General features: G+C 68.4%; 11 protein-coding genes and 2 pseudogenes. 8 read left to right on the top strand and 5 right to left on the bottom strand.

All coding sequences use genetic code 11. The annotated features are described in order from the left end of the window. Positions 1 to 164: 164 nt before the first annotated feature. Positions 165 to 568 (bottom strand): annotated as a pseudogene (locus tag QOC69_RS20385) (MmcQ/YjbR family DNA-binding protein). A 275-nt stretch (positions 569 to 843) separates the two neighbouring features. Here QOC69_RS20385 and QOC69_RS20380 point away from each other — a divergent pair. Together QOC69_RS20380 and ligA are read left to right on the top strand one after the other, a co-directional pair. After that, on the top strand, positions 844 to 2,277 hold the full coding sequence (locus QOC69_RS20380) for a multicopper oxidase family protein (RefSeq protein WP_526442918.1): 1,434 nt from the start codon (positions 844 to 846) through the stop codon (positions 2,275 to 2,277). Between the two features lie 43 nt (positions 2,278 to 2,320). Beyond that, a complete protein-coding gene (gene ligA, locus QOC69_RS20375; RefSeq protein WP_526442916.1) occupies positions 2,321 to 4,414 on the top strand; it encodes an NAD-dependent DNA ligase LigA in 2,094 nt (697 codons plus the stop codon). Here ligA and QOC69_RS20370 read toward each other — a convergent pair. After that, positions 4,404 to 5,063, bottom strand: coding sequence for an ACT domain-containing protein (locus tag QOC69_RS20370; protein ID WP_526442914.1), 660 nt, complete (start codon positions 5,061 to 5,063; stop codon positions 4,404 to 4,406). The two genes, ligA and QOC69_RS20370, sit on opposite strands and share 11 nt — an antisense overlap. Positions 5,064 to 5,177: 114 nt before the next feature. On the opposite strand from QOC69_RS20370, the gene gatC reads away from it, so the two are divergent. The 4 genes from gatC to gatB all read left to right on the top strand — a co-directional run bounded on the left by gatC (position 5,178) and on the right by gatB (position 9,631). Beyond that, complete coding sequence (gene gatC, locus QOC69_RS20365; protein ID WP_526442912.1) at positions 5,178 to 5,477, top strand: Asp-tRNA(Asn)/Glu-tRNA(Gln) amidotransferase subunit GatC; 300 nt, start codon at positions 5,178 to 5,180, stop codon at positions 5,475 to 5,477. A gap of 5 nt (positions 5,478 to 5,482) precedes the next feature. After that, positions 5,483 to 6,967: an Asp-tRNA(Asn)/Glu-tRNA(Gln) amidotransferase subunit GatA gene (gatA, locus tag QOC69_RS20360; protein WP_526442946.1), complete on the top strand. Its 1,485-nt coding sequence runs from the start codon at positions 5,483 to 5,485 to the stop codon at positions 6,965 to 6,967. 17 nt (positions 6,968 to 6,984) lie between these two features. Then, positions 6,985 to 8,016 carry a 6-phosphofructokinase gene (locus tag QOC69_RS20355; protein WP_526442910.1) on the top strand — a complete coding sequence of 344 codons (1,032 nt, stop codon included), beginning with the start codon at positions 6,985 to 6,987 and terminating at the stop codon, positions 8,014 to 8,016. 112 nt (positions 8,017 to 8,128) lie between these two features. Then, a complete protein-coding gene (gatB, locus tag QOC69_RS20350; protein ID WP_526442908.1) occupies positions 8,129 to 9,631 on the top strand; it encodes an Asp-tRNA(Asn)/Glu-tRNA(Gln) amidotransferase subunit GatB in 1,503 nt (500 codons plus the stop codon). On the opposite strand, the pseudogene QOC69_RS20345 reads toward gatB, so the two are convergent. Both QOC69_RS20345 and QOC69_RS20340 read right to left on the bottom strand, forming a co-directional pair. Next, a pseudogene (locus QOC69_RS20345) lies at positions 9,628 to 9,762 on the bottom strand (TetR/AcrR family transcriptional regulator); the annotation flags it as partial. The gene gatB and the pseudogene QOC69_RS20345 sit on opposite strands and share 4 nt — an antisense overlap. Positions 9,763 to 9,865: 103 nt before the next feature. Further along, on the bottom strand, positions 9,866 to 10,984 hold the full coding sequence (locus QOC69_RS20340) for a PQQ-dependent sugar dehydrogenase (RefSeq protein ID WP_526442906.1): 1,119 nt from the start codon (positions 10,982 to 10,984) through the stop codon (positions 9,866 to 9,868). Positions 10,985 to 11,112: 128 nt separating this feature from the next. Here QOC69_RS20340 and QOC69_RS20335 point away from each other — a divergent pair, with 128 nt between their 5' ends. Beyond that, complete coding sequence (locus QOC69_RS20335) at positions 11,113 to 11,949, top strand: DoxX family protein (RefSeq protein ID WP_526442904.1); 837 nt, start codon at positions 11,113 to 11,115, stop codon at positions 11,947 to 11,949. Here QOC69_RS20335 and QOC69_RS20330 read toward each other — a convergent pair. After that, a complete protein-coding gene (locus QOC69_RS20330; RefSeq protein WP_526442902.1) occupies positions 11,946 to 12,353 on the bottom strand; it encodes a PH domain-containing protein in 408 nt (135 codons plus the stop codon). The genes QOC69_RS20335 and QOC69_RS20330 overlap by 4 nt on opposite strands. Before the next feature lie 258 nt (positions 12,354 to 12,611). Here QOC69_RS20330 and QOC69_RS20325 point away from each other — a divergent pair. Next, positions 12,612 to 13,885 (top strand): thiamine pyrophosphate-binding protein (locus tag QOC69_RS20325; RefSeq protein ID WP_526442900.1); only part of this gene is annotated, 1,274 nt, incomplete at its 3' end.

The following is a 13,885-nucleotide window of genomic DNA, read 5'->3' as shown; positions in this document are numbered from 1 at the left end:
GATGACAATTCTCACCAATAGGCACCCCCACAGACCGTCCGGGCGCCCTACGGGAGTGCTTTCAGCAAACCTTCCGGTGGCGTCTCGGTGCGCTGTCGCCATGGCTTGGCGCGCTGATCGACGCCAGATGGATGGACGCCGGCGGAGAAGTTGCCCACCGGCGGTCAGCGCTTGTCGAGCACCCTGATCGCCTTCCGTGGGGCAACGAGCCGGTAGGACGCGTCCACCAGCTCGCCTACACCTCATCCCAATCGACTTTCGCCGCCATCAGGTCGAGTCCGAGCCACCCGTAGGGCCCCACGTACGCGGGGTAGAAGAACCGACCGTCTTGTTCGAGAGCCTTGCGGTCTGTTTCGTCGGCCTTCACCAAGATCGAATGGGGGAAGGGCGTCATCTCGCCGACGCTGATCGTCTTGCAGCTGCCGCCGTACATCGCGAACATCTTCGGCACGCAGAACACCGGTCGTCCGTGGGAGATCCTCTCGAATGCCTCGGGAAAGCCGAGCGCGATCACACGCAGCTCGGCCAGGCCGGGATCGTCGTCGCGAAACATGATCGGGTGTGGCACGGGAGCAGCCTATCGACCGACGATTTTTTGATAAGTTAGGGTTACCTAACTAGCGGACGAAGGGACAGGTCATGCCCCGACTTGGCTGGACACCGTGCTCCGACAGGCCCGACGCGCGGGCGATTTTCACTGTCTCCACTGGGCGGCCGTCTTCCGCTCCAGGACTGCAAGGGGACCGCGTGGCGTGACGTGGCGCGGTCCCGGCGGGTCTCGCTCTAGCCTGCCGGTTGGAAGATTCGCGCCACCGTGTGCCGTCGCGGTGTCACGCTCTGGTCGTGATCGACCGGCGTGGCTTCCTGGTGTTGTCGGCGGTCGGCGCGGCCGCGGGAGTGGCGGGCGCGTGTTCGTCGCGGGCTGACGACGGAACGATCGCGGACCCGCGCGCCGATCCGGTGGTGGCCGACATGAACCCGGCCGAGACCGACGTCGATCTCGGCGGCGTCCGCGTTCGCACCTGGACCTACACCGGAACTGTGCCCGCCAAGGAGATTCGACTCGCCAAGGGCGGACGGCTCCGGTCGACGGTGACCAACGACCTGCCGCGGGAGACCACGGTGCATTGGCACGGCCTGGCCATCCCGAACGCGATGGACGGCGTGCCCGTCCTCACCCAGGCCCCGATCGCTCCCGGTGCGAAGTTCACCTATGAATTCACCGTGCCCGACGCCGGCACCTACTACCTGCACTCGCACGTCGGCACCCAATTGGACCGCGGAATGTACGGGCCGCTGATCATCGAGGACCCCGACGACGGCAAGGATTACGACGACGAACTCGTGGTGGTGCTCGACGACTGGATCGACGGCACCGGCACCACGCCAGACCAGGTGCTCGAGAACCTGAAGAAGACCGGCATGAAGCCGATGAACATGACCGGGCCGATGACCAGCCCCACCGCTCCACTCGGGAACGACGGCGGCGACGTCACCTACCCCCATTACCTGATCAACGGGCGCACCACCACGGATCCACAGGTGCTGGATTGCCGTGCCGGACAACGCATTCGGCTGAGAGTCATCAATGCGGGCGCGGACACCGCGTTCCGGGTCGCGGTGCCAGGCGCCGAACTCGACGTCACCCACACCGACGGCTACCCGGTGGTGCCCCGGCGCACGGGTTCGGTGATCCTGGGCATGGGCGAGCGGGTCGACGCCGTCGTCACCGTCGGATCGTCCGTGCCATTGATCGCCGCACCCGAGAACAAGGACGGCCATGCGCAGTTGAGTCTGCGCGTCGCAGGAGCCCCGGCGAACGTGGACGTCGACGCGTTCGTAAAGGCGCTGCGGACCTCCGAGGTGCTCAACACCGCCGCCCTGACGCCCTCGCCTGATGTCGTGCTGCCGCAACGCGATCCGGACACCATCCTGGATCTGCGGCTGGCCGGCCCGCTCGGCGGGTACACCTGGCCGATCAACGGAAGGCTCTACGACCCGCCGAACGACGGGCTTGCCGTCGAGGCGGGCAAACGGGTGCGGCTGCGGTTCGCCAACGAGTCAATGATGTTTCATCCCATGCACTTACACGGGCACACGTTTCAGGTGGTCCGGTCTGGCGGGCCGGGGCCGCGCAAGGACACGGTGCTGGTCCCGCCGATGCAGACCGTCGAGGTGGACTTCGACACCAACAATCCGGGCCGGTGGATCGTCCATTGTCATAACGAGTACCACCTGGAATCCGGAATGGCGACGTTCGTCGAGTACAGCCCTTGACCGCTCGACCCGCGGTGTCGGAACGCTCGGATAGCCTGCGGGGGTGAGCTCACCCGACATCGACCCGGTCGCGCCGGACGTCCGACGCGAGTGGCAGAAGCTCGCCGACGAGGTCCGCGGTCACCAGTTCCGCTACTACGTCAAGGACGCCCCGGTCATCTCCGACGGCGACTTCGACAAGCTACTCGCGGAGCTCACCGCGCTGGAGGACGAGCACCCCGAACTGCGCACCCCGGATTCGCCGACCCAGCTCGTCGGCGGTGCGGGTTTCGCCACCGACTTCACCTCCGCCGACCACCTCGAACGGATGCTGTCGCTGGACAACGTCTTCACCTCCGACGAATTGTCGGCGTGGGCGGCGCGGCTCACCGGCGAGATCGGCGACGACGCGACCTTCCTGTGTGAGCTGAAGATCGACGGCGTGGCGCTGGCGCTGGTGTACCGCGATGGCAAGCTCGTCCGCGCGGCCACCCGCGGCGACGGGCGCACCGGCGAGGACGTCACCCTCAATGCCCGCACCATCGAGGACGTGCCAGAGCGGCTGACGCCCAGCAAGAAGTACCCGGTGCCCGCGGTGCTCGAGGTCCGCGGCGAGGTGTTCTTCCGGCTCGTCGACTTCGAGGATCTCAACGCCGGGCTCGTCGCGGAGGGCAAGGCGCCGTTCGCCAACCCGCGCAACAGCGCGGCTGGGTCACTGCGGCAGAAGAATCCGGCGGTGACCGCGCGGCGCAAGCTGCGGATGATCTGCCACGGCCTCGGTCACACCGAGGGCTTCAGCCCCGCCACCCTGCACGACGCCTACCTGGCGCTCAAGGCGTGGGGCCTGCCGGTGTCCGACCACACCACCCAGGTCAAGGGCATCGCCGCGGTGGCCGATCGGGTCACCTACTGGGGCGAGCACCGGCACGACGTCGAGCACGAGATCGACGGCCTGGTGGTCAAGGTCGACGACGTCGCCCTGCAGCGCAGGCTCGGCGCCACCTCGCGCGCCCCACGCTGGGCGATCGCCTACAAGTACCCGCCGGAGGAGGCCACCACCAAACTCCTCGACATCCGGGTCAACGTCGGCCGCACCGGGCGGGTCACTCCGTTCGCGTACATGGAGCCGGTCAAGATCGCCGGCTCCACGGTCGGGCTCGCGACGTTGCACAACGCCTCGGAGGTAAAGCGCAAGGGCGTGCTCATCGGCGACACCGTGGTGATCCGCAAGGCCGGCGACGTCATCCCCGAGGTCCTCGGCCCCGTCGTCGACCTGCGCGACGGTTCCGAACGCGAATTCGAGATGCCCACCGAGTGCCCCGAGTGCGGCACCACACTCGCGCCGGCCAAGGAGGGTGACGCCGACATCCGTTGCCCGAACTCGCGGAGCTGCCCGGCTCAGTTGCGGGAGAGGGTTTTTCACGTCGCGGGCCGTGGCGCCTTCGACATCGAGGGACTCGGCTACGAGGCGGGCATCGCGCTGCTGCAAGCCGGGGTGATCACCGACGAGGGCGACCTGTTCACGCTCACCGAGGACGACTTGTTGCGCACCGAGTTGTTCACCGTCAAGGGCGGCGAGGTCTCGGCGAACGGCAAGCGCCTGCTGGCCAACCTGGGAAAGGCCAAGCAGCAAGCACTCTGGCGGGTGCTGGTCGCGCTGTCCATCCGACACGTCGGGCCCACCGCGGCGCGGGCGCTGGCAACCGAATTCGGCAGTCTCGACGCCATCGAGGCCGCCTCCGAGGAGCAGCTGGCCGCGACCGAGGGCGTCGGCCCCACCATCGCCGCGGCGGTCGTCGAGTGGTTCACCGTCGACTGGCACCGCGCGATCGTCGACAAGTGGCGCGCGGCCGGGGTGCGAATGGCCGACGAACGCGACGACAGCATCGAACGCACGCTGGAGGGTCTGTCGATCGTGGTGACCGGGTCCCTGACCGGGTTCTCCCGCGACCAGGCCAAGGAGGCCATTCTGGCCCGCGGCGGCAAGGCCGCGGCGTCGGTGTCGAAGAAGACCGCCTACGTCGTCGCGGGCGACGCACCGGGATCGAAGTACGACAAGGCGATCGAGCTCGGCGTCCCGGTGCTCGACGAGGACGGCTTCCGGAGACTGCTCGAGGACGGACCGGACGTGCCCGACATGCCCGAAGTCACCGAATGATCGTCGCGACGATCCCGGCCAGGTAGCCCAGCCGGGCCACCTCCGACGGCCGGAACAGCGGGCCGCCCGGGCGACCGAGCATGACCGCGGTGAGGTGATCGCCAAGCGGTGCGGCGGCCAGCGTGGTGTCCATGTCGCGCCACACCTGCGGTATCCAGTCGGCGGAGCCGTCCAGCGACTCGGCGTGCTCGAGCGGTAGCCACGGCGCCGTGTCGGCTTCCGTTTCCGGGGCGCCCCCGCTGCCGACGACGCGTTGCAGTCCCGATTCGGCCAGCCGGACCACCGTGCACCAGCCGACCCGCAACACCTTGGGCGCCTCGTCGGCGAGCACCTGCAGCTTCGCGAGCTTGTCCTCGGCGGCCGCGATGTGGTCGATCAGCTCCAGCTCGCGATGGGCCTCGAGCAGTCCGGTGTGCGGTCGGATGCTGTCGACGTGCACGCCGTTCAGCTTCTCGGCCGCCGTGATCAGCATGTCCGGCATCGCGCCAGGTGGGAGGTCCACGACCAGGTCGTCGACGGCATAACCGGCCGCCCGCTCGATCACGTCGAGGGACAGGATGTCGGCGCCCACCGACCCCAGCGCCACGGCGAGCGAGCCGAGGCTGCCTGGGCGGTCCTCCAGCTGGACCCGCAGCAGATATGAAGGCACGCGCAACACTGTTGCATGGAGGGCAGGAGCCAGGCGACTCGGGAAATGTGCGCGGGGTCGGTCGGCAGTACTCCGGCGCAGGCTGGGTCGCCGCCGTGACTAGGCTTGTTCGTCGTGTCACAGATCTCCAAGGACGATGTCGCTCACCTGGCGCGACTGGCCCGGCTGGCCCTGACCGACGCCGAGCTCGAAGGCTTCGCCGGCCAGCTGGACGCCATCCTGGCCCACGTCAGCCAGATCCAGGCCGTCGACGTCACCGATGTCGAGGCCACCGACAACCCGCTGAAGGACCTGAACGTCACCCGGCCCGACGTCGTCGAGCCCTGCCTGACGCAGGAGGAGGCGCTGGCCGCTGCGCCCAAGGCGGTGGACGGCCGGTTCGCCGTTCCGCGGATCCTGGGGGAAGCCGAATGACCGGCATGCCCGAGCTGATCCGCATGGATGCCGCCACGCTGGGCGCCAAGATCGTGGCCAAGGAGGTGTCCTCGACCGAGGTCACCCAGGCTCACCTGAACCAGATCTCCGCCACCGACGACCGCTACCACGCGTTCTTGCACGTCGCCGCCGACGAGGCGTTGGCCGCGGCGGGTCGGGTCGACGCGGCGGTGGCCGCCGGTGAGCCGCCGTCGTCCCCGCTGGCCGGGGTTCCGCTGGCGCTCAAGGACGTGTTCACCGCCACCGACATGCCGACCACGTGCGGGTCGAAGATCCTCGAAGGTTGGCGGGCCCCGTACGACGCCACGGTCACCGCGCGGCTGCGCGCGGCGGGCATCCCGATCCTGGGCAAGACCAACATGGACGAGTTCGCGATGGGCTCCTCGACGGAGAACTCCGCCTACGGCCCGACGCGCAACCCGTGGAACGTCGACCGGGTCCCCGGCGGCTCCGGCGGCGGCAGCGCGGCCGCGCTGGCCGCCTTCCAGGCGCCGCTGGCCATGGGATCGGACACCGGCGGGTCGATCCGTCAGCCCGCGGCGCTGACCGCGACGGTCGGCGTCAAGCCGACCTACGGCACGGTGTCGAGGTACGGGCTGATCGCGTGTGCGTCGTCGCTGGATCAGGGCGGACCGTGCGCGCGCACGGTGCTCGACACCGCGCTGCTGCACCAGGTCATCGCCGGCCACGATCCGCGGGACTCGACGTCGGTGGACGCCGAGGTGCCCGACGTCGTCGGCGCCGCAAGGGCGGGAGCTGCCGGTGACCTGACCGGCGTCCGGATCGGCGTGGTCAAGCAGTTGCGCAGCGGTGAGGGCTACCAGCCGGGCGTGCTGTCGTCGTTCAACGCCGCCGTCGATCAGCTGACCGCATTGGGCGCGGAGGTCACCGAGGTCGACTGTCCGCACTTCGACTACTCGATGGCGGCCTACTACCTGATCCTGCCGTCGGAGGTGTCGAGCAACCTGGCGCGCTTCGACGCGATGCGCTTCGGTCTGCGCGTCGGCGATGACGGCACGCACAGCGCCGAGGAGGTGATGGCGTTGACCCGCGCCGCCGGGTTCGGCCCGGAGGTCAAGCGCCGCATCATGATTGGCACCTACGCGCTGTCGGCCGGCTACTACGACGCGTACTACAACCAGGCGCAGAAGGTACGCACGCTGATCGCCCGCGACCTGGCCACCGCCTACGAGAAGGTCGACGTGCTGGTGTCGCCCGCCACACCGACCACCGCGTTCGCGCTGGGGGAGAAGGTCGACGATCCGCTGGCGATGTATCTGTTCGACCTGTGCACACTGCCGCTGAACCTCGCTGGGCACTGCGGGATGTCGGTGCCCTCGGGTCTGTCGCCCGACGACGACCTGCCCGTCGGCCTGCAGATCATGGCACCCGCGCTGGCCGACGACCGGCTCTACCGCGTGGGTGCCGCCTATGAAGCCGCCCGCGGTCCGCTGCCGACGGCGCTCTGACAGGGGAGGATGAGGATATGCGGATCGGAGTCCTAACCGGAGGCGGCGACTGTCCCGGCCTGAATGCCGTCATCAGGGCTGTCGTGCGGACGTCCAACGTCAGGTACGGCTCGACGGTCGTCGGGTTCCTGGACGGGTGGCGCGGCCTGCTGGAAGACCGCCGCATCCAGCTCGCCAACGACGACCGCAACGACCGGTTGCTCGGCAAGGGCGGCACCATCCTCGGCACCGCCCGGGTCAACCCCGACAAGATGCGGGCCGGCCTCGACCAGATCAAGCAGACGCTCGAGGACAACGGGATCGACGTGCTGATCCCGATCGGCGGCGAGGGCACGCTGACCGCGGCCCACTGGCTGTCGGAGGAGAACGTCCCCGTGGTCGGCGTGCCGAAGACCATCGACAACGACATCGACTGCACCGACGTGACGTTCGGCCACGACACTGCGCTGCAGGTCGCCTCCGACGCCATCGATCGGCTGCACAGCACCGCGGAGTCGCACCAGCGGGTGATGCTCGTCGAGGTGATGGGTCGCCACGCCGGATGGATCGCGCTCGGTGCAGGCATCGCCTCCGGCGCGCACATGACGCTGATCCCCGAGCAGCCGTTCGACGTGGAGGAGGTCTGCCGACTGGTCAAGCAACGGTTCGTCCGCGGCGACTCCCACTTCATCTGCGTGGTCGCCGAGGGCGCGAAGCCCGCGGAGGGGTCCATGCAGCTGCGCGACGGCGGCATCGACGAGTTCGGCCACCAGCGATTCACCGGCGTGGCGCAGCAGTTGGCCATCGAGATCGAGAAGCGGATCAAGAAGGAAGTGCGGACCACGGTGCTGGGGCACGTGCAGCGTGGCGGCACTCCGACGGCCTACGACCGCGTGCTCGCCACCCGGTTCGGGGTCAACGCCGCCGACGCCGCGCACTCCGGCGAATACGGGATGATGGTGTCGCTGCGTGGCCAGGACATTGGCCGGGTGGCGCTGGCCGACGCCGTGCGCCAGCTCAAGCTGGTGCCGCAGAGCCGCTACGACGACGCCGCCGAGTTCTTCGGCTGAGTTCTTCTCGCGAACAGTCCGCAAGCGGCTCCAGCAAAATCCCCTCATTAACGCACTTTCAGGGGACTATGCGTCTGCTCGCGCAGGAAACGGCACCACTAGAATCGGCGGCATGACTGTCGCCTCCGCCGAGCTGCTCGACTACGACGAGGTCATCTCGCGATACGAGCCCGTGATGGGCATGGAAGTTCACGTCGAGTTGTCCACCGCGACCAAGATGTTCTGTGGCTGCGCGAACAAGTTCGGCGCCGAGCCCAACACGCAGGTGTGCCCGGTGTGTCTTGGCCTGCCCGGGTCCCTGCCGGTGGTCAACGCCGCCGCCGTCGAGTCGGCCATCCGCATCGGCCTTGCGCTCAACTGCGACATCGCACCGTGGGGCCGATTCGCCAGGAAGAACTACTTCTATCCCGATCAGCCGAAGAACTATCAGATCAGCCAATACGACGAACCGATCGCCGTCAACGGCTACCTCGACGTCCCGCTGGACGACGGCACCACCTGGCGGGTGGACATCGAACGCGCGCACATGGAGGAGGACACCGGAAAGCTGACCCACCTGGGCAGCGACACCGGCCGCATCGAAGGCGCGACGACGTCACTGCTGGACTACAACCGGGCCGGCGTGCCGCTGGTGGAGATCGTCACCAAGCCCATCGAGGCCACGGGGGAGCGGGCACCGCAGATCGCCCGCGCGTACGTGACCGCCTTGCGGGATCTGTTGCGGGCGTTGGGCGTATCGGACGTCCGGATGGATCAGGGTTCGATGCGGGTTGACTCCAACCTCAGCCTCAAGCCAATCGGCGCAACCGAATTCGGTACGCGCACCGAGACCAAGAACGTGAACTCGCTCAAGAGCGTCGAGGTGGCCGTGCGCTACGAGATGCGCCGCCAGGCAGCGATTCTGGAGACGGGTGGTCGAATCGTCCAGGAGACGCGGCACTTCCAAGAGGCTGGCTACACCACGGCCGGGCGCAGCAAGGAAACCGCGCAGGACTATCGGTACTTTCCCGAGCCGGACCTCGAGCCGGTGGCGCCCAGCGCGGAGCTCGTCGAGGAACTGCGGCAGACCATTCCCGAGCTGCCCTGGTTGCAGCGCAATCGGATTCAGGACGACTGGGGCATCTCCGATGAGGTAATGCGCGATCTCGTCAACAACGGCGTCATCGATCTGGTCACCGCAACGGTCGCTGCCGGCGCCCCGAGCGAGGCCGCTCGCGCGTGGTGGGGGAACTTCCTAGTACAGAAGGCCAATGAAATCGGAGTGACGGCATCCGATTTGGCCATCACGCCCGCGCAGGTCGCCGCGGTGGTGAAGCTGGTCGACGGCGGCGCGCTGTCGAACAAGCTGGCCCGCCAGGTGATCGAGGGCGTATTGGCCGGTGAGGGTGAACCCGAACAGGTGATGGCCGACCGGGGTCTGGCGGTGGTGCGCGACGACTCGGTGATCCAGGCGGCCGTCGATGAGGCATTGGCCGCCAATCCCGATGTGGTGGAGAAGATCCGCGGCGGCAAGGTACAGGCCGCGGGTGCCATCGTCGGCGCCGTCATGAAGGCCACCAAGGGCCAGGCCGATGCCGCGCAGGTGCGCGAACTCGTATTGGCCGCCTGCAGCTAGGTTTTGGCGCCGAGGAGCCCCAGCGCCGCGACGGCGTATTCCTCCAACCGCTCGCGCGGAGAGGCGTCGGGATCGCTGACCGCTAGCCGGCCCAGCATCTCGGCGAATGACAGCATCGTGTGTCCCAACAGGGGTCGCCGCCCCGTCGCCTTCCTGGCAGGTGCCGGTGGACGGAACATCACCGGCGCGGTGTTGACCGTCGACGGCGGCGCGAACGCCTGACGTCGTCGGCGGTTAGGTGTTGTCGGCGCTGCTGCGCGGGAAGCCGCCCTGCGGGAACAGCGGGAAGACCACGTCGTCGAGTTTCTCGGCGTCACCCGAGGTCTTGTTCACGGTCGCGCCCCACACGTTGCCGTCGGGCGACAACTGCAGTGCCCAGACGTGCCCGTGCTGATCCTGGCGGATCACCTCGGGGTCGCCGGTGACCGCGCCGGTCTCGGGGGCCAACCGGACGGCGACGGTCTGCTTGGTGTTGACCAGGTTGACCAGGACGGTGCCGTCGGACGCCGCGCAGCCCGCCACGCCGGGACGGTCCGGCCAGGTCCACACCGTGGAGACCTTGGAGTCCTTGGTGATCCGCTGCAGCCGGTCGGCGGTCGGCGTCCGGTCGGTGACGTAGAGCGACCCGTCGGACGAGTCGATGCACAGTCCGCCGCCGGCCCCAAGGCCGCTCAGCGCGGTGGTCTGCGGGGCCTGATTGACCGTCGTGGGCTGTTCGATGCGCATCAGCTTGCCCGCCAGCGACGCCGGGTCGGTCGCCAGCGCCGGGTTGCCCGCGTCGCCCGTCTGCACCGTCAGGGTGGTGGGGCTGGTGAAGATCAATGCGCCGGCATTGCCGGTCGTGCCCTTGGGGATGCCGGTCAGGATCGGCTTGGGCACGTCGCCGTCGGCGATCCGAATCACCCGGTTGTCGGTCGGCGTGCTGATGTAGGCGTACATCAGCCGGTCCTGCGCATACGTCGGCGACAGCACGATGTCCAGCAGGCCGCCGTCACCCGACGGATCGACCGGTATCACGACCTTGACCTTGGGCTCGGCGCTCACCGAGACGTTCTTGACCGCACCCGTCTGCCGCTCGGCCACCAGGGCGGACTGGCTGTCCGGAAGCATGATCAGCCCGCTGGTGCTCTCCAGGCAGCCCTGCATCACACCCGGCGCCGGGCAGGCCTTGGGAAAGGGCTTCGGCGGCAACGGCGGCGGGGGCGGTGGCGTCGAGCTCTGCCCGGGCTCCATCTGCGGCTCCGTGGTGAACGGCTCCGATTGCGCCTCGTTGAACCGGGCGCAACCCGACCCCACCAATAGTGCGGCACACAGCAGCGCCAACACTCCTCGTAACGGCTGGCGCTGTGTCATGCACGCCAGGTTACGGATGGTCCGGCAATGGGCGCCACGCTGGTCCTCGCAGATCGCTGCGCAAATGTGTGCGCGAAAGCGCCGCGCCAATGCGCGACTCGCGGATGACTAGCACTTACGCTGGAAACGTGACCGGTACCTCTCACGACCCGCGCTCGTGGCAACGGCCCGAAGACACGGCTGCGCGGCCTGCGTCAGCGCGCCTGGTCGACCCAGAAGACGACCTGCCATCCTCGACCTACGGCGGTGACTTCGAGACCACCGCGATTCCGCGCTACGACACCGGCACCCCCAGCCTCGAGCACGGCACCTACGGGCTGCTCGGTGAGCCGGAACCATTGCCCTACGTGCAGCCCGGCGGTCGGCACGCAGCGTCGGCGGTCGAGCCGGCCGAGATCGAATCCGACGGCGCCAACCGCGACCAGGCGCGTCATGCGGGCCGGCGCGGCACCCAGGACCTTGGCCTGATGCTGCTGCGCGTCGGCCTTGGCGCGCTGCTGATCGCACACGGTCTGCAGAAGGCGTTCGGATGGTGGGGCGGGTCGGGCCTTGGCGGCTTCGAGCAGTCCCTGGCCGACCTCGGCTACCAGCACGCGAACATCCTCACCTACGTCGGCGCCGGGGCGCAGATCGGTGCAGGAGCCCTGCTGGTGCTCGGACTGTTCACGCCACTGGCCGCCGCAGCCGCGCTGGCCTACCTGATCAACGGGCTGCTGGCGTCGGTGGCCGCGCAGCCCGACTCCGGCTACTTCCCGTTCTTCCTGCCCGATGGGCACGAGTATCAGGTGACGCTGATCGTGCTGGCGGCCGCGCTCACGCTGACCGGCCCTGGCCGCTACGGCTTCGACGCCGGACGCGGGTGGGCGCGTCGCCCGTTCATCGGCTCGTTCATCGCATTGTTGGTGGGCATCGGCGCAGGCATTGCCGTCTGGGTGTTCCTCAACGGCGCCAACCCGCTGGCTTAGGCGTACGGGTTGGGCACGCGGCCGTCAGTGGCCGCGGTCAGTTCCGGCAGGGTCGCGAAGGTCACCCCGGGGAGCCGGAACTCGGAGCCGTCCTTGCGGTGCGCGAGAGCCCAGGAGCTCCGATCGAACCGAAGGCCGTCAACGTCGGACCACGGCACCGTCCGGCTGCTCAGCATCGTGCGCGCGGTGACGGTGTCCTGGTCGGCGACCGTCCGGTAGCGGAAGATCGCCGCCGACGCGAACACCGGCAGCACCAGAAGCGGGGCGAACCAGACCGGCTGGGCGAGTACCAGGGCCAGCAGGCCGAGCGTGAAGAACCCGACCGCGAGATGGGCCATCGGTGAGATCTTGACGATGACGGGTGCACTGGCACCCGAGGCGGACGGCGAACTCACGACGACCATCCTTGCACTGGGTCGGATTCCGTTCCCGGGTCGCTGTCCACTTGTCCAGCGGAATTTGACCTTTGACCTGTGCGGAGGCTACCGTCGACTGCTATGCAGACGTTCGCATCGCTCGTAGTAATTGGTAAGCGCGTTGGTGCGTAACCAGGCCTGAGCCTACGAGCATCGACGCGCAACCCTCGTGCAGCTGACGCTGACGGGGGTTTTTTGTTGCCCAAGAACCCCAGAGATCGAACGACGAAGAGCGAAGAGGAAAACGTGAGCGCACCCACCACGCGACCACCGGAGCCCGCGCACCGCGCCAACGGCACGCCCGCTGTCGCGACCACGGCCACCCCACAGCCGGGAAAGGTTGCCCCACTACAGCTCACGGGCGCGCAGGCGGTAATCCGCTCGCTGGAGGAGCTCGACGTCGAGGTGATCTTCGGCATCCCAGGCGGCGCCGTGCTCCCGGTCTACGACCCGCTCTTCGACTCGCTGAAGCTGCGTCACGTGCTGGTCCGCCACGAGCAGGGCGCCGGGCACGCCGCCAGCGGATACGCGCACGCCACCGGCAAGGTCGGCGTGATGATGGCCACCTCGGGTCCCGGCGCCACCAACCTGGTGACCCCGCTGGCCGATGCGCAGATGGACTCCATCCCCGTGGTGGCCATCACCGGCCAGGTCGGCCGTGCCCTGATCGGCACCGACGCCTTCCAGGAAGCCGACATCTCCGGCATCACCATGCCGATCACGAAGCACAACTTCCTGGTCCGCAGCGGAGACGACATCGCGCAGGTGATGGCCGAGGCCTTCCACATCGCCCGATCGGGCCGTCCCGGTGCTGTCTTGGTGGACATCCCGAAGGACGTGCTGCAGGGACAGTGCACGTTCAGCTGGCCACCGAAGATCGACCTGCCCGGCTACAAGCCCAACACCAAGCCGCACAGCAGGCAGGTGCGCGAGGCCGCCAAGCTCATCGCCACCGCCCGCAAGCCGGTGCTGTACGTCGGCGGCGGCGTCATCCGCGGCGAGGCGACCGATCAGCTGATGGACCTGGCCGAGCTGACCGGCATCCCCGTCGTCACCACCCTGATGGCGCGCGGCGCCTTCCCCGACAGTCACCCGCAGAACCTCGGCATGCCGGGCATGCACGGCACCGTCGCGGCCGTGGGGGCACTGCAGAAGAGCGACCTGCTGATCGCGCTCGGCACCCGCTTCGACGACCGCGTGACCGGCAAGCTGGATTCGTTTGCGCCGGAGGCGAAGGTGATCCACGCCGACATCGACCCGGCGGAGATCGGCAAGAACCGCAACGCGGACGTGCCGATCGTCGGCGACGTGAAGGCGGTCATCACGGATCTGCTCGAGGCACTGCGCCGCGACGGCGTTTCGGCCTCCACGCTCAAAATCGACAACTGGTGGGAGTACCTGCGCAGCGTGCAGTCGACCTACCCGCTGAGCTACGGCCCGCAGAGCGACGGCAGCCTGAGCCCGGAGTACGTCATCGAAACGTTGGGCCGCATCGCCGGTCCGGATGCGGTGTACGTCGC

This window comes from Mycobacterium sp., assembly GCF_032162105.1.
Classification (GTDB): Bacteria; Actinomycetota; Actinomycetes; order Mycobacteriales; family Mycobacteriaceae; genus Mycobacterium.
The sequence above is the reverse complement of the archived record's forward strand: the minus strand, read 5'-3'. Positions and strand labels throughout refer to the sequence as shown.

Coding starts and splice junctions, on each gene's coding strand:
- gatA (WP_526442946.1), top strand. CDS start 5,483: ATGCCCGAGCTGATCCGCATGGATGCCGCCACGCTGGGCGCCAAGATC.
- QOC69_RS20330 (WP_526442902.1), bottom strand. CDS start 12,353: ATGGTCGTCGTGAGTTCGCCGTCCGCCTCGGGTGCCAGTGCACCCGTC.
- gatB (WP_526442908.1), top strand. CDS start 8,129: ATGACTGTCGCCTCCGCCGAGCTGCTCGACTACGACGAGGTCATCTCG.
- QOC69_RS20355 (WP_526442910.1), top strand. CDS start 6,985: ATGCGGATCGGAGTCCTAACCGGAGGCGGCGACTGTCCCGGCCTGAAT.
- QOC69_RS20340 (WP_526442906.1), bottom strand. CDS start 10,984: ATGACACAGCGCCAGCCGTTACGAGGAGTGTTGGCGCTGCTGTGTGCC.